Annotated in this window: 20 protein-coding genes; 11 read left to right on the forward strand and 9 right to left on the reverse strand. The window is 66.3% G+C overall.

Annotation, left to right across the window (positions count from 1 at the left end):
• Positions 1 to 117: 117 nt before the first annotated feature.
• From AC6LJY_RS08310 to AC6LJY_RS08330, 5 genes are read left to right on the forward strand one after another with little or no spacing between them, the layout of a single operon-like run.
• On the forward strand, positions 118 to 1,221 hold the full coding sequence (locus AC6LJY_RS08310) for an ABC transporter ATP-binding protein (RefSeq protein WP_498135713.1): 1,104 nt from the start codon (positions 118 to 120) through the stop codon (positions 1,219 to 1,221).
• Between the two features lie 8 nt (positions 1,222 to 1,229).
• Positions 1,230 to 2,228 (forward strand): NAD(P)H-quinone oxidoreductase, encoded by a 999-nt coding sequence (locus AC6LJY_RS08315; protein ID WP_498135714.1) that lies wholly within the window; start codon positions 1,230 to 1,232, stop codon positions 2,226 to 2,228.
• Between the two features lie 51 nt (positions 2,229 to 2,279).
• A complete protein-coding gene (locus AC6LJY_RS08320; protein ID WP_314355483.1) occupies positions 2,280 to 2,900 on the forward strand; it encodes a glutathione S-transferase N-terminal domain-containing protein in 621 nt (206 codons plus the stop codon).
• A 12-nt stretch (positions 2,901 to 2,912) separates the two neighbouring features.
• The gene (locus tag AC6LJY_RS08325) at positions 2,913 to 3,386 is read left to right on the forward strand and encodes a type II 3-dehydroquinate dehydratase (RefSeq protein WP_314355485.1); all 474 of its coding nucleotides are present in this window, start codon (positions 2,913 to 2,915) and stop codon (positions 3,384 to 3,386) included.
• Between the two features lie 13 nt (positions 3,387 to 3,399).
• Entirely contained in the window at positions 3,400 to 4,356 is a 957-nt protein-coding gene (locus AC6LJY_RS08330; RefSeq protein WP_498135715.1) for a 2-hydroxyacid dehydrogenase, read from the forward strand.
• 4 nt (positions 4,357 to 4,360) lie between these two features.
• Here the strand turns inward: AC6LJY_RS08330 and AC6LJY_RS08335 are convergent, their stop codons facing one another.
• The 3 genes from AC6LJY_RS08335 to AC6LJY_RS08345 form a co-directional block, all read right to left on the reverse strand.
• Positions 4,361 to 5,182 (reverse strand): ABC transporter permease, encoded by an 822-nt coding sequence (locus tag AC6LJY_RS08335; protein WP_046806665.1) that lies wholly within the window; start codon positions 5,180 to 5,182, stop codon positions 4,361 to 4,363.
• A gap of 1 nt (position 5,183) precedes the next feature.
• Positions 5,184 to 6,038: an ABC transporter permease gene (locus tag AC6LJY_RS08340; RefSeq protein WP_046806664.1), complete on the reverse strand. Its 855-nt coding sequence runs from the start codon at positions 6,036 to 6,038 to the stop codon at positions 5,184 to 5,186.
• 97 nt (positions 6,039 to 6,135) lie between these two features.
• Complete coding sequence (locus tag AC6LJY_RS08345; protein WP_046806663.1) at positions 6,136 to 7,161, reverse strand: ABC transporter substrate-binding protein; 1,026 nt, start codon at positions 7,159 to 7,161, stop codon at positions 6,136 to 6,138.
• 224 nt (positions 7,162 to 7,385) lie between these two features.
• Between AC6LJY_RS08345 and AC6LJY_RS08350 the strand changes: the two genes are divergently transcribed.
• From AC6LJY_RS08350 to AC6LJY_RS08370, 5 genes are all read left to right on the forward strand, one after another.
• Positions 7,386 to 7,799, forward strand: coding sequence for a RidA family protein (locus tag AC6LJY_RS08350; protein ID WP_104141818.1), 414 nt, complete (start codon positions 7,386 to 7,388; stop codon positions 7,797 to 7,799).
• Positions 7,800 to 7,917: 118 nt separating this feature from the next.
• Positions 7,918 to 8,589 carry a DUF1028 domain-containing protein gene (locus AC6LJY_RS08355; protein ID WP_498135716.1) on the forward strand — a complete coding sequence of 224 codons (672 nt, stop codon included), beginning with the start codon at positions 7,918 to 7,920 and terminating at the stop codon, positions 8,587 to 8,589.
• Between the two features lie 107 nt (positions 8,590 to 8,696).
• Positions 8,697 to 9,674 carry a LysR substrate-binding domain-containing protein gene (locus AC6LJY_RS08360; RefSeq protein ID WP_498135717.1) on the forward strand — a complete coding sequence of 326 codons (978 nt, stop codon included), beginning with the start codon at positions 8,697 to 8,699 and terminating at the stop codon, positions 9,672 to 9,674.
• 131 nt (positions 9,675 to 9,805) lie between these two features.
• Positions 9,806 to 11,797 carry a phosphatase PAP2 family protein gene (locus tag AC6LJY_RS08365; RefSeq protein WP_498135718.1) on the forward strand — a complete coding sequence of 664 codons (1,992 nt, stop codon included), beginning with the start codon at positions 9,806 to 9,808 and terminating at the stop codon, positions 11,795 to 11,797.
• A gap of 175 nt (positions 11,798 to 11,972) precedes the next feature.
• The gene (locus AC6LJY_RS08370) at positions 11,973 to 13,541 is read left to right on the forward strand and encodes an argininosuccinate lyase (RefSeq protein ID WP_498135719.1); all 1,569 of its coding nucleotides are present in this window, start codon (positions 11,973 to 11,975) and stop codon (positions 13,539 to 13,541) included.
• A gap of 5 nt (positions 13,542 to 13,546) precedes the next feature.
• On the opposite strand, the gene AC6LJY_RS08375 is transcribed toward AC6LJY_RS08370, so the two are convergent.
• Positions 13,547 to 14,449 carry a LysR family transcriptional regulator gene (locus tag AC6LJY_RS08375; RefSeq protein WP_498135720.1) on the reverse strand — a complete coding sequence of 301 codons (903 nt, stop codon included), beginning with the start codon at positions 14,447 to 14,449 and terminating at the stop codon, positions 13,547 to 13,549.
• Positions 14,450 to 14,684: 235 nt separating this feature from the next.
• Between AC6LJY_RS08375 and AC6LJY_RS08380 the strand changes: the two genes are divergently transcribed.
• Positions 14,685 to 16,061, forward strand: a complete 1,377-nt coding sequence (locus AC6LJY_RS08380) for an MFS transporter (RefSeq protein ID WP_498135721.1) — start codon at positions 14,685 to 14,687, stop codon at positions 16,059 to 16,061.
• Between the two features lie 23 nt (positions 16,062 to 16,084).
• On the opposite strand, the gene AC6LJY_RS08385 is transcribed toward AC6LJY_RS08380, so the two are convergent.
• From AC6LJY_RS08385 to AC6LJY_RS08405, 5 genes are all read right to left on the reverse strand, one after another.
• A complete protein-coding gene (locus tag AC6LJY_RS08385; RefSeq protein ID WP_498135782.1) occupies positions 16,085 to 17,494 on the reverse strand; it encodes an NAD(P)/FAD-dependent oxidoreductase in 1,410 nt (469 codons plus the stop codon).
• A gap of 169 nt (positions 17,495 to 17,663) precedes the next feature.
• The gene (locus AC6LJY_RS08390; RefSeq protein WP_046806655.1) at positions 17,664 to 18,026 is read right to left on the reverse strand and encodes a DUF805 domain-containing protein; all 363 of its coding nucleotides are present in this window, start codon (positions 18,024 to 18,026) and stop codon (positions 17,664 to 17,666) included.
• Positions 18,027 to 18,177: 151 nt separating this feature from the next.
• Complete coding sequence (locus AC6LJY_RS08395) at positions 18,178 to 18,960, reverse strand: cache domain-containing protein (RefSeq protein WP_498135722.1); 783 nt, start codon at positions 18,958 to 18,960, stop codon at positions 18,178 to 18,180.
• A 44-nt stretch (positions 18,961 to 19,004) separates the two neighbouring features.
• Positions 19,005 to 19,751, reverse strand: a complete 747-nt coding sequence (locus AC6LJY_RS08400; RefSeq protein WP_498135723.1) for a FadR/GntR family transcriptional regulator — start codon at positions 19,749 to 19,751, stop codon at positions 19,005 to 19,007.
• A 44-nt stretch (positions 19,752 to 19,795) separates the two neighbouring features.
• Complete coding sequence (locus AC6LJY_RS08405; RefSeq protein WP_498135724.1) at positions 19,796 to 20,590, reverse strand: nuclear transport factor 2 family protein; 795 nt, start codon at positions 20,588 to 20,590, stop codon at positions 19,796 to 19,798.
• Between the last annotated feature and the right edge of the window lie 12 nt (positions 20,591 to 20,602).

A 20,602-nucleotide genomic window follows, 5' to 3' on the forward strand; every position in this document is an offset into this window, starting at 1 on the left:
CCTCGTTTCGTTTTTTCCGATGGACCGCATCAATATCCACAAACGGCCGGCGCACCCCCTTCGGCGTATTCTGCAAAGCATCGCGCAACAGACAGAGCCGCCATGCAGAACAGCCCCATGCCCCCGAAATCGTCCAGCGCGGTAAGCCTGGAAGGAGTGGTCAAGAAATACCGCCAGCAAACGGTGTTGCAGGAGCTGTCGCTGAAAATCCGGCGCGGAGAATTCCTGACGCTGCTGGGGCCGTCCGGTTGCGGCAAGACCACCTTGCTGAACCTGATCGCCGGCTTTGCGCAAGCGGACAACGGCGAGATCTTCATCGAAGACCAGCTGGTGACGGACCTGCCTCCGTATCAGCGGCAGATCGGCATGGTGTTCCAGAACTACGCGCTGTTTCCGCACATGACGGTGGCGCGCAACATCGGCTACGGACTGCGCATGCGCCGGATGCCGGCCGACCAGATCGCCCAGCGTGTGCAGGAGGCAATGGCGCTGGTCAAGCTGGACGGCCTGGGCGAACGTCGCCCGCGCGAATTGTCCGGCGGCCAACAGCAACGCGTGGCCTTGGCCCGCGCCTTGGTGATTCGCCCCAAGGTGTTGTTGCTGGACGAGCCGTTCTCGGCGCTGGACAAGGGGCTGCGCGGCGCCATGCAGGTCGAGATCCGGGAGATCCAGCGCAAGCTGGGCGTGACGACGGTGTTTGTCACCCATGACCAGGGCGAGGCGCTGGCCATGTCGGATCGCATCGCGGTGATGTCCAGCGGCGTCATCCGCCAGATCGCCACGCCTGACGAGCTTTACCGCAATCCGCAGGACCCGTTCGTGGCCTCGTTCCTGGGCGATGTGAATATTCTGCCCGCGCACTATCACGGCTCGGACCCCGACGGCCTCTTGCTGCGCCTGGGCGCGGGCTTGATCCGCGTGGCGCGAGACCGGCTGGTGGGCGGTTCGCACGAAGGTCGGCGGCTGGACATCTACGTGCGGCCCGAACAGATCCGGCTGGAAAACCTGCATAGTGAATCGGTCTTGAGCGGCACGGTCGTGAACCATGTGTTCCAGGGCGATCACATCGATTCCTACATCGACGTCGACATCCCGGTGGCCGGGCATCAGCGCGTCATGGTGCGCAGCGCGGGCCTGGACGCCTTGCGGCAATGGCCGGTGGGTGCGGTGACCGGGCTGGCGCTGCCCGGCCAGAGCATCAGCGTCTTCAACGTGTCGTAACGCCGGCCATGACCGTTATCCCCACCACCATGCAGGCCATCGTCGCCCGCGAGCCCGGCGATGCCGGCGTGCTGACGCTGGCAACCCGGCCGGTGCCGACCCCCGGCCCGGGCGAAGTGCTGTTGCGCGTGCGCGCGGCGGGCGTCAATCGGCCCGACATCATGCAGCGGCAAGGGCTGGCCAAACCCGCCGACGGCGTCACCGATGTGCTGGGCCTGGAGGCGTGCGGCGACGTGGCCGCGACAGGGCCGGGTGTGCCGACGGCGCTGCGGGGGCAACGGTTGATGAGCCTGTTGCCCGGCGGCGGCTACGCGCCCTGGTGCGTAGCGCGAGTCGACCATTCGCTGGCCGTGCCGGACTGCCTGGACGACGACGCGGCGGCCGCCTTGCCCGAAGGCCTGTACACCGTGTGGCACAACCTGTTTGAGCTGGGACGCCTTCGCATGGGCCAGACGGTGCTGGTGCACGGCGCGGCCGGCGGCATCGGCACGCTGGCCGTCCGCATGGCGTATGCGGCGGGCGCCACCGTCATCGCCACGGCGGGCCGCATGGATCGCTTGCCGGCGCTGCGCGAGATGGGGGCGGCACGGGCAGTCTGCTATCGCGATACGGATTTCGTGCAGGCCTGTCTGGACGCCACGCAGGGGCGCGGTGTGGACGTGGTGCTGGACATGGTGGGAGGCGACTACGTGCAACGCAACCTTCAGGCGCTGGCGTTTGGCGGTCGCCACGTCAGCCTGTCCTTCCTGCAAGGGTCGGTGGTGACGCTGGACCTGCTGACCCTGATGCAAAAACAACTGAGCCTGCACTCGTCGACGCTGCGGCCGCAAAGCGCGGCCGAGAAAACGCGAATGGGGCAGGCCATCGCGCGCCATGTGCTGCCGCTGCTGGCGGACGGGCGCATCACGCCGCGCGTCCACGCAAGCCTGCCGCTGTCCCAGGCGGCGCACGCGCACCGCATGCTGGAGGCGGGCGACGTGTTCGGCAAGGTCGTGCTGCGTCCTTGATTCCCTGGATCCCTGGTTCCTGTCGCACGCGCGACAAAGGCATGGTCTTCTATGTTCAAGCTGCTTTACGCGCCCACGTCGCCCTACGTCCGCAAAGTGATGGTCTGCGCCCACCTGGCGGGCGTGGCGGACCAGATCCAGTGGCTGGACAGCGCGGCAAACCCCATCCGACGCGACGATCGCATCGCGGCCCACAACCCCTTGGCCAAGGTGCCGACGCTGATCCTGGCCGATGGCCATGCGCTTTACGACAGCCGCGTCATCTGCGAATACCTGGCCCACCTGGCGCCCCAGGCCGGTCTGTTTCCCGACATCGGGCCGCGCCGCTGGCTTGCCCTGGCGCAACAGGCGCTGGGCGATGGCCTCTTGGACGCGGCCTTGCTGGCACGCTACGAGCGCACGGCGCGGCCGCCCGAATATCAATACGCCGCCTGGCGCGACGCGCAATTGGTGAAGGTAGCTGCCTGCCTGGATCAGATCGAGCAACAGGCGCCCGCGCTGGCAACCCAGGCGCCCACCATCGGCGAGGTGACGTTGGGCTGCGCGTTGGGTTACCTGGATTTTCGCTTTCCTGAAATCGATTGGCGCGCCCGCCATCCCGGCGCCGCGCAATGGGAAGCCGCGTTTCGTACGTTGCCCGCCATGCAGGCAACCCTTCCCCATGAAGCCTAAAACCGTACCGCCATGACCGAACCCACCGCCGCTATGCCAACCGCCGCCACCGTCTGGTTTCTGAACGGGCCCAACGCCAATCTGTACGGGCTGGACGCCAACAAGACCTACGGCACCGAGAGCTTTCCCGCGTTGCGCGAGCGTTGCGAGCGCAAGGCAGCCAGCCTGGGCCTGACGCTGAATTTCGTGCAATCGAACCATGAAGGCCAGCTGATCGATTGGATTCAAGAAGCGCGCGGCGACGCCCAGGGCATCATCATCAACGCCGCCGGGCTGACGTATTCGTCGATCCCTATCCTGGATGCGTTGCTGTCGTTTCCCGGCCGCATCATTGAAGTCCACATGAGCAACATCTGGCGGCGCGAAGCGTTTCGCCATCATTCCTATATTTCCAAGGCGGCCGACGGCGTCATCGCGGGCCTGGGCGGCGAAGGCTACGAGCTGGCCATCGACGCCATGGCGCGCCTGATCGCGCGCACCGCTTGATAAGGCCATTTCCATGAACGCCAGCAATACGACGCCCTCGGGCGCGATGGTTTTCTACAGCCAGTTCGATGACTTCTCGGCCTGGAAACAGGCACTGCAAGCGCGCATGCCGCATTTGCGCGTGCTGCACGCCGACGACATCGACGACCCCGCCGACATCCATTACGCGCTGGCCTGGAAGCCGCCCGCAGGCTTCTTCGACCGCATGCCCAACCTGCGCCTGATCGTCAACCTGGGGGCGGGCGTGGATTCGCTGGTGGGCCGCACCGATCTGCCCGCCGGCGTTCCCATCACACGCATCACCGATCCGCGGATGGCGCGCATGATGGCAGGCTACGTGCTGTTCGCCACGCTGCGCCACGCGCGCGACATTCCGTGGTTTGAACAAGCCCAGCGCCGTGGCGAATGGGCGTATCGCCATCCTCGCTCCCCCGAGGACACGCGCGTGGCGGTGCTGGGCCTGGGCGAGCTGGGCGCCTGCGCCGCGCACGAACTGCAACGCCAGGGGCTTACCGTGCTGGGTTGGTCGCGCAGCCCGCGCCACATAGCCGGCGCGCAATGCCACGCGGGAATGGAGACGCTGGACGCGGTCATTTCGCAGGCGGACATCCTGGTCGTCATGCTGCCGTTGACGCCGCAAACGCGCGGCCTGCTGAACCGAGCGCGGCTGGAAAAGCTGCCGCGTGGCGCCGCGCTGATCAACGTGGCGCGCGGCGCCCTGGTGGACCAGGCAGCCATGACGGCGCTGCTGCAAAGCGGCCATATCGGCGCGGCAACGCTGGACGTCTTCGAACGCGAACCCTTGCCCGGTGACGACCCGCTGTGGCGCATGGACAATGTGCTGATCACCCCGCATCTGGCGTCGGTTGCCATCCCGGCATCGGCGGCGGCGCAGATCGCCGAGAATATCGCCCGTGTGTCGCATGGCGATGCCCCGGCAAATCAGATCGACCCGGCGCGCGGGTATTGAACGCCTAGTCGGTGTCTTCGATATTCAGGATCTTGCCCAAGCCCAGAAAGGCATTGGCCACGGCCAGCAGGGTGGCCGTCACCACGATGTAGACCACCGACAACGCCGCCAGGGTCGGGTCGGCGAATTCGCGCACGTAGTTGTACATCGACACCGGCAGCGTCTGCGTCAACTGCGTCGTGACGAACAGCGACGCGGTGAACTCTCCGAACGACATGATGGCTGCGAACAGCCAGCCGCCGAACAGGCCCGGCGCCAGCAAGGGCACCGTCACCGTGAACATCACCTTCAAGGGCGACGCGCCCAGGCTGGCCGCCGCCTGTTCCAGACGTTCGTCGATGTTCTCCATGGAAACGTAGACGCTGCGCATCACGAACGGCAGCACCAGCATCACGTGGCACAGAATCACCAAGCCGTAGCCACGGTCCATATCAAATTGGGCCACCAGGATCAGCAGCCCCAGCCCCAAGGTGAAATGCGGAATCACCAGCGGCGACAGCAACACCGCTTGCAGCATGTCCTTGCCCGGAAACCCCATGCGCTTGACCGCGATAGCCAGCGCGGTGCCGATGAACAGCGCCAGCAACGAGGCCCAGAACATCACGATCAGGCTGGCACGGAAACCCTGCTGAAAGTCTGGATAGGTGAACACGCGTTCGAACCAGCGCAGCGACCAGGTTTCAGGGGGAAACGTCAGCAGCGCCTTGTCATTGAAGGACGCCACCGTGACCACCACCACGGGCAGCAACACAAACGCCAGGATCAGCGTAACGAGCAGCGGGGCGCCGATGCGCAGCGGCAAGGGCAGGGAATGTTTGATGGCCATGCTAGTGCGCTCCCATTGCGTTGAGCCGCTTGGTTGCCCGGCCGAGCAGCATCAGCGACACAACCGTCAAGGTCAGGCCGGCAACGCTCAGGCTCGCGGCCAGGGGAAAATTCATCGACGAAAAGCCCAGTTGGTAAACCAGCGTCGATACCGTGGGCACGCGGCCGCCGCCGATCATCTGCGGCGTGGCGAACGCGCTGAACGTCCACGCGAACGACGTGGTGATGCTGGCGATGATGCCGGGCATGGACAGCGGCAACGTCACCGTGACGAACGTGCGCACGGGGCCGGCGCCCAGGCTTTGCGCGGCCTTTTCAAAATCGCGATTGATGTGCGAAATGGCGGTGGCCAGCATCAGCACCACGACCGGTATCGTCACGTGCACCAGCGCGATCAGCACACCCAGGTGCGTGAACATCAGGTTCAGCGGCAGGTCGATCAGCCCGATCTTGCGCAGCACCGTGTTGATGAAACCGTTATTGCCCAGCACGATGATCCACGAATACGTGCGCACGATTTCACCCAGGAACAGCGGCGTGATCGACACGATCAGGATGAACGACTTCAGCACCCGCTGACGCACCCGCACCATTGCGTAGGCCAGCGGGTACGCCACCAGCAAAGAGCAGATCGTGGTTTCGATACTAAGCAGCAGCGTGTTGGCGAAGGCGGACAGGTAGACCGACTTGCCCAGGCCGGTGAAGTTTTCCAGCGTCAGCCCGCCCACGTCCAACGAGCCGGGAATGAAGGCGCGCACGCTGAATTGCAGCACCGCCGCCATCGACACACAGATGCAAACCGCCACAAGGCCGGCGGGCGAGATCAACCAGCCTCGCAAACTGGAACGCGTATTCATAGGTCGTGGTCACTTCCAAGTGCGTGGATGCGGTGTGGAAATGCCCGTGTCGCGCCACAGGCGTGGCCGGGACACGGGCGGCGCGACGGCGCGCGTTTCAGTTCATGATGTTTTCGGTGAACCACTTGCGCCATTGCGCCGTCTTCTCGGCGCGCAGCTTGTCGTCGATGACGATGGCCTGCTTGTCCCACTGTTCCTTGGTGGTGAAGACGCCGGGCAGCGCCGCGTCCTCGGCCGATACCTTGGCGTTGGTGACGACCGGGCTGGCCTTCTTGTAGGCCACGATCTTGGACTGCACTTCGGGCGACAGCGCGATGTTCATGAACTTGTAGGCCAGGTCCGCCTTGGCGCTGCCCTTCATGATGCCCATGGTGTCGATGCCCAGCACGGCGCCTTCCTTGGGCATGACGACCTTGATGGGAACGCCCTGGCCGATCATGTAGTAAGCATTCATCGACAGCAGGATCTGCACGGGCGTTTCACCGGTGGCGATCAGCTGCTGGCTGTTGGCATCGTTGGTGTAGAACGCCTTGAAGTTGGGCTTCAGCGCGCGCAGCTTGTCCTGACCTTTTTCCCAGGTCTTGGCGTCACCGCCGGACAGCATGGCCGACACGTCGATGATGTGGCTGGGGTCGAAATCCGGCGCCGACAGCTTGCCCTTTAGCGCGGGGTTCCACAGGTCGTTCCAGCTGTCGAACTTGATGTCCTTGGGGGTCAGGTCAGGCCGATAGCCGATCGTGTACACATAGGCCCAGCTGCCCACGTGAAAGGGGCTGACCTTGGCGCGGTCCACCAGGTTGGCGTAGTTGGGCAGTTTGGCGGTGTCCAGCTTTTCGAACAGGCCGCTGTCCACGTACAGCCAGCCGATGTGCGACGTGGTGAACGTGACGTCGCTTTCGGGCGTCTTGGTCAGCTTGGCCTTGTTCAAGCGGTCGATCGTGCCGCCGGTAATGTATTTGACCGGCACGCCCGTCTGGCGCGTGAATTCCTTGCCGATGTTCTCGTCGATCAGGTCGCGGAAGCTGCCGCCCCAGGTGCTGACCACCAGCGCGTCCTCGGCCACGGCCACGTTGGCGACCAGCGCGCTGGCAAGAAGCCCGGCTACCGTAAGTTTGCGAATCATTGAATTCCCCTTGTCTGTGTTGGTTCCGCCGAGCGCTTCCGACTGGAAGCCAGATGATGGAAGAGGGCATGGCAGGGGCCAAGTCGGAAATTCCGAGAGAGGGCAAAGGAAAAAACAAATAGGCGTCGGGGCGGCCCGAGTCTGACCATGGATGCCATGCAACGCGCCGCACGCTTGCGGCGCCACGTTCCCGATACCAGCCTCCTTCACCCTTTCTTGCCGCCATGAAACACACGCGCATTCGCACCTTCAATACCAAGATCACGTACCCGGAGCAGAACCTGGATAACGACCTGTGCCAGGCCGTGGTGGCCCGGGGCAGCACGGTGTTCCTGCGGGGACAGATCGGGCAGAACCTGGACACCTCTGAAAGCGTGAGCATTGGCGACGCCGCCGGCCAGGCCGAGCAGGCCATGGCGAACATCGCCATGCTGCTCAAGGAAGCGGGCGGCGAGCTTCAAGACATCTGCAAGATCACGATTTACCTGATCGACCCGCGCTATCGCGAGGCCGTCTACCGCGTGGTGGGACGTTGGCTGAAGGGGGTTTACCCGGTGTCCACCGGCATTGTGGTGTCGGCCTTGGCCCGGCCGGAATGGCTGGTCGAGATCGACGCCACCGCCGTTATCCCGGATTGATGGATACCGGACAGGCAGCCGCGACGGTATCGACGCCACGGCGTCGACGCCATCCCTACGCTATGACTTCCTCCACCTGACCTCATCGACCCGAACTCATCGACCCGAACTCATCGACATGACCTTTTCCATCATTGCCCGTTGCCCAGCTACCGGCCAGTTCGGCGCGGCCGTTTCCTCGTCTTCGCCGGCCGTGGCGTCGCGCTGCATCCGGGCCCGCGCGGGCGTGGGCGCCGCCGTCAGCCAGAACATCACCGACCCCGCCCTGGGGCTGCTGACCTTGGACCGGATGGCGGCGGGGCGCAGCCCGCAACAGGCGCTTGAAGATATGCAGGCGCGTCCCTTTATTGCGTATCGCCAATTGATGGCCATCGACGCCTCGCATCCGCCTGCCATCTACACCGGCGCCAGCGCCTTGGGCGTCCTGGCCAGCGCGGCGGGCGAACATGCCGCCTGCGCGGGCAATATGCTGGCCAGCACCGACGTGCCGCACGCCATGCTCGCCGCCTTCGAGCAAGCGCAGGGCGAGCTGGCCGAGCGATTGATGCAGGCGTTGCTGGCCGGCCAGGCCGCCGGCGGCGAGGCGGGGCCCGTGCATTCCGCCGGCGTGCTGGTCTATCAGGATCTGGACTGGCCCATCGTCGACTTGCGACTGGACTGGGTGGAATCCGACCCGGTGCAGGCCCTGTACGACGCCTGGAAGATCTACGAGCCCCAGGTTGCCGCTTACGTCATCCGCGCACGTGACCCGCGCGACGCGCCCAGCTTCGGCGTGCCCGGGGACCTGTGAACCCGCGGCGGCCATCCCGGCTGCCATGGCCCACCGAGGAAACTGTTGCCCGCCGCCACGGGTAGACCGGATACTGTGCAACATTCTTTGTTTGCTCAAGTTGGACCATGCTCAATCGCATTTCCCTGCGCCAGATGGAATACCTCGTGGCGACTGCCAAGCACGGCAGTATCGCGGCGGCGTCGGCCCAGATCCATATTTCACCGCCGTCCATTTCGGCGGCCATCTCCCACATCGAGACCGAACTGGGCGTGCAGCTGTTCGTGCGGCATCCGTCCAAGGGCCTGGCGCTGACGCCGTTGGGCATGCAGGTCATGCAGGAATGCGAAGACCTGCTGGAACGCGCGACCAAGCTGTACGAGATTGCCTCCAATTCGAACGACATGATGCAGGGCGTGCTGCGAGTGGGCTGTTTTCAGCCGCTGGCGGCCATGATCGCGCCCGAAGTCATCTTCGGTTTTTCACGCGCGTTCGAGAAAGTCGAACTGCATATGGCAGAGGGCGACCAGCAAGAGCTCATCAACAAGCTGCATACGCTGGATGTCGACGTGGCTCTCACGTATGACCTGCAACTGGGCGAAGAGATCAGCTTTGAAACGCTGGCCCACATGCCCCCGCACGTGCTCGTCAGCGAATTGCATCCCTTGGCGCAGCAAATTGCGGTCACGCTGGACGAGCTGGCGCAACTGCCGATGGTGTTGCTGGACCTGCCCATGAGCCGGGAATATTTCCTGTCGCTGTTTTCCAAGTCGGGGCTGGAACCCAATATCGTGGCGCGCTCGCGGTCTGAAGACGTGGTGCGGTCTATGGTGGCCAACGGCATCGGGTATGCGCTGTTCAACGTGCGCCCCAGGTCGACGCAATCGCTGGACGGCAAGCGCCTGGTACGCCTGCGCCTGGCCGGCGAGCACCGCCCGATGCTGCTTGGGCTGGCCACCTACAAGCCCATGAAGCCGTCGCGGCTGACGCAGGCGTTCATGCAGCGGTGCCGCGCGTATATCTCGGATCAATACATACCCGGCATGAGCGCGGCCAGTTTTTTTGATCCGTATATCTCGGGCATGGCCCCGGCAGACCCGGGCTGACGGCGCGCCGTGCAGGCAAACCTATACCGGCGCACCGCTGCACGCGATGACAAGCGCCGCGCCGCCTGTCATCGCGCGTAAACAATAGCTACCTACCATGCGGCGTTCTGCAAACCGTTGGCTGAACGCTCATGATTCAAGCACGACCCTTGCGCAGGGGGCTTCCCGCCTATGCCCTGCGCGCCACGTCCCTGGCGGTTATCCTGGCCCTGTCCGCCTGCGGCGGCGACGACGATAACGACACCGACGCCCCGCAACAGAATGACGACGTTGCCTACGTGGTGCCGGCACCGCCTGCCGGCCTGGGTCGCGCCGATACCGCACCCGTGCCGGATGCGCCCGCGTTCGTGGATTTTGCCGCCACGAACCAGCGCGGCGATCCGCGTTACGCCACGTTGGAATCCAATGCCGGGGTGCGCGTGCTGAGCGGCTTCCTGGACATCTGGGAACCGCGCACGCGCCTGGTGGACGCGGGCGTCACCGCCGCCGGCGCCGACGGCTTCCCGGGCATCATCGCGTCGGACTGGACGGGCATACCGGGCGACGCCACCGATGGCCGCGTGAAGAACAAAGCCGTGCATGACGAGAACATCGACTTTGTGGTGCGCACCACCGCCAAGCGCACGCCCGAGCAGGCCAAGGCGGCCTACCTGGACGATCGTCGTGGCAAGAACTACAGCGTGACGGATGGCCTGGGGCCGCTGACGGCGGCATGGCGCACGGCGGCGCAGCAGACCACCAGCATCAACGACGTGGCACCCGACGCCACCACCGTCAAGTACGACGACACCGGCAACAACACGGGGGTGGGCGGCGCGGCCAACCCGGCCTTCGGCGATGTCATCGACTTTGTGAACAGCATGGGCGGCAATGCGTCCACCGAACCCAGCAAGCGCTTCTACAAGTACGCGCGCCCGTGGCGCTGGAGCGCCAACGTGCAGGTCGTGCCGGCGCTGGAACCGGCCAAGAGCACGTCCGCGCCCACCGACGGCGGCTACCCCAGCGGCCATACCGCCGAGTCCGTGCGCAATGCAATCGGCATGGCCTACCTGGTGCCGGAACGCTTCCACGAACTGCTGGCGCGCGGCCTGGAACTGGGCGAAAGCCGCATCATTGCCGGCATGCATTCGCCGCTGGATGTGATCAGCGGGCGCGTGTTGGGCCAGGCGTCCGCGCTGGGCAACATCTATGCCGCCAGCGAAGGCACGCGGTCGGTCGCTTATGCGCAGGCGCACCAGACGCTGATGGCCGCGGTGGGCGCCAGCACGCCCGAGCAGTTCCTGGCGTTTGCCCACTCTCAGGACGTCAGCCAGGACCGCTTCGCGGATCATGAGGCCAACAAGGCCGAGTACCGCCGTCGCCTGACATTCAGCTTTACGCAGATTGGCGACACCGGCAAGCCGGCCGTCGTGCCCAAGGGCGCGGAAGTCATGCTGGAGACGCGCTTGCCTTACCTGAGCGCCGAGCAACGCCGCGTGGTGCTCAAGACCACGGCCTTGCCGTCGGGCTATCCCGTCATTGACGACGCCGAAGGCTTCGGCCGCCTGAACCTGTTTGCGGCGGGCGACGGCTACGGCGCGTTCAACGGCGACGTGGACGTCACCATGACAGCCAGCCGAGGCGGCTTCCATGCGCTGGACGTGTGGCGCAACGATATCGGCGGCGCGGGCAAGCTCACCAAGAGCGGCACCGGAACGTTGGGGTTGGCGGGCGCCAACACCTACACGGGCGGCACGCAGGTGGCGGGGGGCGTTTTGCGCGCTGACGCCGCCCAGGCCTTGGGCCAAGGCGCGGTCTACGTGGGGGGCGGCGCGCTGGCCATCAACGCCACCGAGGCCGTGCAGGTGCAAGGCCCCTACACGCAGACGTCGGCGGGCACGCTGCAAACCTGGATGGGCGACGCTGACGCCGGCCAGATCGCGGTGACGGCCGATGCCGCCTTGGCCGGCCAATTGAATGTCGACTTTCGCCCGGGCTACACGCCGCAGGCGGGTACGACGCTGACGGTGCTGCGCGCGGGCAAGGTACACGGCACCTTCGACGGCGTGACCGTCAAGGGCTTCAAGGCCACGGCGATCTATAACGCCGACAGCGTGCAGGTGCGTCTGGACCCTGCCGTCTGATGGGTTGGCGACAGGCGGCGCAATGATGCCGCCTCCGCCTGCGCCTGCCATGCCCCTGCCTGATCCATGGCAGGGGCATTTTTTTTGGGGCTGCCGCGCCTATCCGTGAAATCGCGGGTTTTCCAGCGCCGGGGTTTTCCATAAACTGACCGGCCCACCCCATAACGAGAACGCCATGAGACAGAGTCTTCCCATCCTGGGCGCCGCCCTGGTCCTTTCAGTGTGCGCGCAGGCCGCGCTGGCGCAAGCAGCCCCGGCCGCCGGTGGCGCCGCGCCTGCCACGGCGTCCGCCCCTGCCGCCGCCGCCCCGACGCCGCGCGACCCCTTCTTCTGGTTGGGAGAAATCAACAAGGCCACCACCGTCATCAACACCGATGAAGGCTTGTTGGACAAGGCCATGGCGCCGCGCCTGGCGGCAGGCGTGGCCAAGGTCATCCACGACGGCAACCAGCCGGGCGCCAAGCGTCCCGCTACCGTCATCACGTTCGAACCGCTGCTGATCAAGGCGGCCGGCGAAGACATCACCTTGCTGCACGCCGGCCGCTCCAGCCAGGACATGCACGCCACCTACCGCAGCGCCATCCTGCGTGACAAGCTGCTGGACCTGGCGGACCAGTTGAACAAGACATCGACCACGCTGGTGGAGCTGGCGGCCAAGCATGCCGGCACCGTCGTGCCGAACTACACCAATGGCGTTGCCGCGCAGCCCAACAGCTATGGGCACTACCTGCTGGGCCAGGCGGCCGGGCTGGCGCGCGATGCGCAGCGCATTCGCGAGGCCTATGCCCGCATCGACCGGTCGCCGATGGGCACCACGGTGCTGAACGGCACCAGCTGGCCGCTGGACCGCAAGCGCATGGCGCAATACCTGGGCTTTGAAGCGCTGGTGGACAACGCGTACGACGCCTCGCAGATTTCGTCGATGGACCAGCCGGTGGAAGTGGCGTCGATTGTGACCAGCATCGCGCTGCGTACCGGTAATTTTGTTGAAGACGTCATGACGCAGTACGCGCAGTCGCGCCCGTGGATCCTGCTGGAAGAGGGCGGCGGCAACACCTACGTGTCCAGCGCCATGCCGCAAAAGCGCAACCCCGGTCTGCTCAACGATACGCGCAGCGATGCGTCCACCGCCATCACGCTGGCGATGGGCCCCGTGATCCAGACGCACAACATCACGCCCGGCATGAGCGACCCGAAAGACGTGAAGCAGAATTCAGCGATGGTCGATAGCGGCATTTCGGCGCTGAAGCGCTGGGACCGCGTGCTGCGCGCCATGGTCATCAGCCCCGACCGCGCGCTGGAAGAGTTGAACAGCGATTGGACGGCGTCGCAGGAATTGGCCGACGTGCTGATGCGCAAGTACAAGCTGCCGTTCCGCGACGGCCATCACTTTGCGTCCGAAGTGGTCAGCTACGCCAAGGCCAACAACATCAAGCCCTTGGACTTTCCGTATGAGCAGGCGCGCCGCATTTACGCCGACGCGATGAAGGATTCCAAATACGGCAACGAGCTGCCCATGAGCGAAGCCGAGTTCCGCGCCACGCTGGACCCCGTAGCCATTGTGAAAAACCGCGCGACCATTGGCGGCCCGCAGCCGGCGGAAATGGAACGCATGGTGAAGGCCGCGCGCGAACAGCTGGCGGCGCAAGGAAAATGGATCAAGGACCGCCGCGATCACATCAACCAGTCGTTAGCCGGCTTGGACAAGGCGTTTGACGCGCTAGCGGCCAGCGCAGGCAAGTAGGCGCGCTATCCCGCGGTGTCCTGCTGGACGGCGTCCAGCAGGCAGCTCCGCAGCCAGCGGTGAGCGGCGTCCGCATCCATGCGCGGATGCCACAGCATGGACACGGTGAAGGGTGGCATCGCGAAGGGCAGCGCGAAAGTGTGCATGCCGCTGCGCAGGCTGCCCGTGTGCCGCTCGGGTACGGTTGCGATCAGGTCTGACCCGCGCGCCAGCGCCAGCGCGGCCGAAAAGCCGCTCGCGCTGGTGGCGATGCTGCGTTCCCGCCCTGCGGTGGCCAATGCGGCGTCCACCGGCCCGCTGTCCCGGTTGCGCCGGGATATCTGAATGTGGCGCGCCTTGGCATAGCGGGCCAGTGTGATCTTGCCGGCTGCCAGCGGATGGCCCTTGCGCACCACGCCAACGAATCGATCTTGGAACAAGGCGCGTGTGCGCAGTTCGGGACTGGCCGCGTCGCCGACCACGCCGGTTTCCAGGTCGACGTTGCCTTCACGCAGCGGGGCGCTGTCCTTGTCGGTTTTCTGTACAAAGCGCAGCCGCACGCCGGGGGCTTCATGCGCCGTGCGCGCGAGCAGGCGCGCCCCGAAATTCTCGACGAAACCGTCGCTTGCGCGCAGCGTGAAGGTGCGCGTCAGCCGCGCCAGGTCAGGCTGCGCGGCGGGACGCAGCGCCGCTTCCACCGCCTGCACCAGCCCATGAACCTGGCCGCGCAGTTCCAGGGCGCGCGGCGTGGGCACCAGCCCGCGTCCGGCACGCACCAGCAGCGGGTCGCCGGTGGTGTCGCGCAGCCGCGCCAGGGCGCGGCTCATGGCGGATGGGCTCAGGCGCAGGCGCCGCGCCGCGCGCGCCACGCTGCCTTCGTCCAGCAGCACGTCCAGCGTGATAAGCAGATTCAGATCGGGATGGTCCATGCGGCAAACGTAGCATGCCGCCGGGTGCGGCGGGAGTTTTGACATGGCGTCTGGTGCAGGTATTTAGTGCAACTGCTGCGTCTTCCGCTTGGTATGGCGCACGCCTAGGATGTGCGAAAGGGCGCCGTGTTGGCGTCCCGCCTTTCTTGCAGGCCCGTTCATGCCAACCACTTGTCCCGCAGTTCCTGTGCCGCCCCGACCAGCCCCCCGGCTGTTGGCGTGCCTGTCTTTATGCATGTTGTTGCCCGCGCTGGGCGCCAGCATTGCCAACGTGGCCTTGCCGACGCTGTCAGTGGCGTTGGATGCGCGCTTTCAGGACGTGCAGTGGATTGTGCTGGCCTACCTGCTGGCCATCACCACGCTGATTGTCAGCGTGGGGCGGCTGGGAGATCTGCTGGGACGGCGGCGGTTAATGCTGGCGGGAATCGGGCTGTTCACCGTGGGGTCGCTGGCCTGCGGCGCGTCGCTCGGCTTGTGCGGATTGATTGCGGCGCGTGCGGTGCAGGGCCTGGGTGCGGCGATCATGATGGCGCTGACCATGGCGTTCGCCAGCGCGTCCGTGGCCAAGGAGAAGACGGGTAGCGTCATGGGGCTGATGGGGACGATGTCGGCCATCGGTACCGCCTTGGGGCCGACGTTGGGCGGGCTGTTGATCGGGGCGTTTGGCTGGCCTTCGATTTTTCTGATCAACGTGCCGCTGGGCGTGTTGGCATTCGGGCTGGCGTGGGTTCATTTGCCCAAAGACGGCGCGCAAGGCGGCCCGGTGCATCCGCTGCGCCCCGCGACCTCAGGCGCACGATTCGATGTGCCCGGCTCGGCGCTGTTGGCGTGCGGCATCGCCGCCTACGCATTGGCGATGACCGCCGGTGGCGGCTTCGGGGCCGCCAATGCCGCGCTGCTTGCTGCGGCGGCCATGGCCAGCGGGGCGTTCGTGTGGCGTCAAGCCCGAGCAGCGTCCCCGCTTGTCCAACTGTCGCTGTTTCGCCAACCCGCGTTAAGCGCGGGCGTGGCGACGAATGGGTTGGTGTCTACCGTGATGATGACGACGCTGGTCGTGGGGCCGTTCTACCTGGGCGGCGCGTTGGGCCTGGACACCGCGGGGGTAGGCCTGGTGATGTCGTGCGGCCCTGTCGTCGCGGCGCTAGTGGGGGTGCCGGCCGGGCGGGCGGTGGATCGGTTTGGCGCGCAACGCGTGATGCTGGCCGGCTTGGTGGCGATGACCGCCGGCGCGGCGGTGCTGCCGTGGGTGCCGGCCGCCTTTGGCATTGCGGGGTACGTGGCGCCGCTGGCTGTGATCACCAGCGGCTATGCGCTGTTTCAGGCCGCCAACAGCAGCGCCGTCATGGGCAGCGCGCAGGCGGACCAGCGCGGGGCGGTGGCGGGCGTCTTGAACTTGTCGCGCAACCTGGGGTTCATTACGGGCGCGTCGTTGATGGGCGCCGTGTTTGCGTGGGGCGCTGGCAGTGTCGACCTGCGGTTGGCGTCGCCCGCCGCGTTGGCGGCGGGCATGCGGTGGACCTATGCGCTGGCCGTGGTGCTGCTGTGGGTGGCGGTAGCCATAGCCATCAAGGGCCGCGACCGCGCGCGGTCTGCCGCCCTGACCGGAGCCTGATCGGCAGGCGCCAGGACGCGCGGCTAGAACGACACCATGTCGGCCGGGTTCAGGATGCCCATCACACCCAGCGCACCCTTGATCAGCGGGATGGCCACGGGCGACAAGTGGCGTCCCAGCGGGATGCCCGCATGGTCAAAGCGCGTCAGCATGGCGTAGTCGGTGTTGCGGCCGGTGACGTCATCGCTGATGGCGCGGCCGATGCGCACCGTTTGCGCCACGCCGTGGCCGCTCCAGCCGTGCACCATGTACACGGGCACATCGCCCGCGCTCTTGCGGCTGTCGGTCGCGCCGTTCAGCGTCAGGTCGCTGATGCCGCTCCAGGAATATTCCAGCGCCGGGTTTTCCAATTGCGGGAACACGGTCTTGATGCGATCCAGCAGGTAGTTGTTGACGTCGCGCGGCGACCACGAGTTGCCGGTGCCCTGGCCTCCGAACAGCAGCCGGTTGTTGCGCACCGGCCGGTAGTAGTCGATTTGCAGCTGCGTGTCGTAGATGGGCAGGCCGGACGGGATCAGCGCGTTCAGCGTATCGCCCAGCGGCGGGGTAACGGCCACGTAGGTGAAGAACGGCACGGTGGTTGAGCTGCCCGGCATGAACTGGAAGGTGGCGCTGTGCACGGCCAGCACCACGGCGCGGCGTGCCTTGATGGCGCCTTGCGCCGTCGTCACGCGCGTATTGCCCGGCGATTCGTCGATGGCTTGCGCGGCGGTGTTGTCGTAGACGCGGCCGCCCAGTTTGACGAAGGCGTGGATCAGACCGCGCAGCAGCGCCAAGGGCTGCACCTGGCCGCCGCCGCTGTCGATGGCCGCGCCGAAATAGATGTCGGACTGCACGTACTGTTCTTTCAGTTCATGCCGGCCGATGATCTTGACGGCGTCGTCGCCCAGCCGCCGACGCGCGTCGGCATTTTCAACCAGCGCGCCCATATGGCCCGCATGCACCGCCGCCGTGACGTGGCCGCGCTTGCGGTCGCAGTCGAAGCCGTAGCGCTCGCGCAGGCCGTCCACCGTTTCCATGGCTTCGACCGAGGCAAAGCGCCACAGCCGCCGCGCGTCGTCCAACGGCAGGTTGTCCAGCATCGTGCCCGCTTCCCAGCGCGCCAGGCCCGGTGTCATCTGGCCGCCGTTACGGCCCGATGCGCCTGAACCGATATGGTCTTTTTCGATCAGCACGACGTCGACGCCGGCTTCGGCCAGGTGCAAGGCGGTGGACGCGCCCAGCAGGCCGCCTCCGATGACGACCACTTCGCAGTCCACATCGCCCGGCAGCGGGCCGAAGGCGGGCCACTCGGACAGCGAGGCCTCGTAGTAGTTGGCGGGCATGGGGTCGGTGGGTTTGGCGTCGCGCCGCCAGTTCCAGATGCGCGGATCAATGCCCAGCCGGGTGGGTATCGGCTGGGCATCGTGCAGCAATTGGGCGGGCGGCAGCATGGTGTCGCGCGGCGGCACACTGGCGTAGGCGGTGGTCAAGGCGTGCGAGGTCGCGGGCCACAAGCCCAGTGCGCCGACGGCGGTGGCCGTCGTTGTGGCCGCCGCTGTCTTGAGGATGAATTCGCGTCGATTCAATGTCATGTCGATGTTCCTGGAATCGGGAAAGGGCTCAGGCCGTGGGGGCCGGGCCGAAGCGGTTGCGGCCGGGAGCGCCGGCGGGCAGCATGAAGGGCTGCAACAGCAGCGTGCCGATGACGGGCACGGCATGCAGCAAGCCCCACCAGCCGCTGCGGCCGGTGTCGTGCAGGCGGCGGATGGTGACGGCCAGCGCGGGCAGCAGCGTCAGCAGCAGAAAGCCCGCCGTGTACCAGCCAAACAGGATTTCAGGATTGGCGATGGCCAGCGCGCGTTCCACCGCCGAGATCGCCAACACGGCCATCAGCTGGAACAGCACGAAGTACCAATATTCGCGACGCCGTGCGCGGCCTTGGAAGACGGCGTAGTGTTTCAGGGCTTGCAGATACCACTTCATGGGGGGTCTCCTGGTTTGTAAAGATGTGCGCCATCCGCGCCGGGCGTGAGCGCGGGCGGCGTCATCGGCGCGCGGGGGCGCCAAGGGATTGCAAAGAATTAAGGGAATGGGCGTGGGCGCGGGCGGGCGTCGTGCCGGCGCGTCGGACCCGTCAGCTGCCGGGGCTGTGCGCCAATCCGGGCAGGCTGGGCTGGCCGGCATGGCCGCCCGGCGCGTGTGATGGCGGGGCGGGCAGCACCGCCAGGCGTAGCGCGCCGGGGGCGCCGATAAGGCGGTCACCGTGTTGCGGCTGCCACAGGCTGCCGGTGCGAATGCGGTGGGCGGTGGACATGACCACGCGCGAATCCGAGTTCAGCACCAACGCGGGCTTGCCGATGCGCCGCAACGCGGGCAGCAGCATGCGGTCCAGCGTGGAGACCAGAACATCCACGGCGGCCACGCCGGCAAACGCCTGGCGGACCAGCACGGGATGCGCGGCGGTGATGGTGTAGGCGCCGTTGCAGATGTAGTCCACGTAGGGGCCTTCGATAACGGGAAGATGGCGGCGCGCGGGCTGGTCGAACCAGGCGAACGCGCGAAAATCCAGCCGCCGCCGCGTTTCCTGATTGCGTTCCAGGGGCACGTGTTGCAGGGAGCGCCCCTCTTGCTGCCACCATTCCAGCGTCCAGTAGCCGTCATCGGTGTCGGCATGCGCTTCAAAGCTGGCGAAGCCCGCGCCGTTGCACCAGGGGTTCAGTTGCAGCGCCACCTGGATGTGGGTTTGCAGCGCGCGGCGATGGTCCGCCGACAGCCGCAGGCCGCTACCGGGCGTCGGGGTCTGGCCCGACAGAATCTGCGCGGCGGCCTCGGCCAGCGCGGCGGCGGTGTTCCGGGCGTCGTTCACGACGCAGTCCAGAATGCCGTGGGCCCGGTCGATATGCGCGTCTTCGTTCATCTGCCGTCTCCTGTAGCCAAGGTTGCCGCCGGCGTTCAGCGGCCCTAGGTCTGTTGTGGCGGCGGCGCCGTGGCGTCCAACCGCAGTTTGTGTTCAAGCAGGTGGTCCGTCTGCGTGCTGATCATGTCCAGGGCAAGCGCGCTGCCGGCAAGATCGTCGCCCGCTTGCAGCGCCGCTTGCAGCCGGCGATACGCCGCCACCATCTCGGCGTGCACCGACCCGTGCGGATACAGCGCGGCAACCAGCGGCGCCCATTCCGCCTGGATTTCAAGCTCTTGGTTGGCCAGCCGCGCCGACTGCGCGTGCGTGGCCAGCAGCAGCAGGCAACGCATGTCCGCCTGCGCGCGCGCCTGCGCCGCCTTAGCCGCTTCGAACTGGTCGATCTCTTGCGCCAGGCGCCGGTGATCGTCAGCCGTTGAACGCTGCGCGGCCAGCTTGGCGCTGTGGCCGATCACGGCGCAATGCAGCTCGCCCAGGTCGGCCAGATCGCCCGGCGTGGCCAGGCGCAGCGGATGGCGGTCGTGCATCATCTGCGCCGGCACGGGGCACACGAAGCTGCCCCCATTGCGCCCGCGCCGGGTGTCGATCAGCTGGCGCGCGCGCAAGGTGTTCAAGGCCTCGCGCATGGTTACGGGCGACACGCCCATCAGGCGCGACAACTCGTTCTCGTTGGGCAGCTGTTCGTCGGGATGCAGCAGGCCGGCGACGATCGCATTGCTGAGGCGTTCGACGACCTGCTCCGAGCGCGTGCCTTGGCCAATCGGTGCATAGACGATGGCGTGGGCGGTCATGGGGGGCTCCGGCGCGAATGGAAAACGTGCATCATGCCACGGCGCTAGAAGATGCCATGGCGATGTAGCGCCTGGCTATCGTCGGGCACGGGCGCGATGGCATCCCAGAGTTCGACGACCTTGCCGTCTTGCACGCGCCACAGTTCAAAGTAGGCGTGGCGCTGGCCGGCGATGCTGCCCTCGGAATGCGTCAGCACGAAGTCGCCTTCGGCCACGCAGCGATGGATGCGGCTGTATTGCAGGCCCTGGCCGGATTCGCGCAGCTGGTTCAGAAAGCCGATGACGGCTGCCGTGCCGTCGGCAATGTCCGGGCTGTGCTGGTGGAAGGCTTCGCCGTTGCAGTTGTCGATGAACGCTTGATAGTCGCCTTCGATCAGGGCGCGCGTGAAAAAGCCCAGCACCAGCGCTCGGTTTTCATCGACGTCCTGGTCGGCGCGCGGTTGCGTCGGGCCGTCCAGCTGGGTGCGGCCACTGGCGTTGGGCGGCGCTTCGGGCACCAGGCCATCCCAATGTTCGACGATGCGGTTGTCGGCCACGCGATAGATGTCAAAGCCGACCAGCGGCTGTTCGCCCAGGCCGGTGTAGCGGCCGTGGATGGCGACCAGGTCGCCGTCCACCAGCACGCGGTGGGCCTCGTGCTTCAGGTCGGGATGTTCCTGGACCAGCATGAACAGGCCGTCCAGCCCGCTTTTGACCAAGGGGGAATGCTCGATGAAGCGCGGCGAGAAATAACGTTCCAGCGCGCCGGTGTCGCGCAGCGTGAACAATTCATGGTGCGCGCGGGCAACGCGTTCGCGCAGCGCATCGGCTTGGGTGGTGGGCGTGTGTTGGGTGCTCATGATGTTTCCCCG

This window comes from Achromobacter sp. RT286_PF, assembly GCF_059760425.1.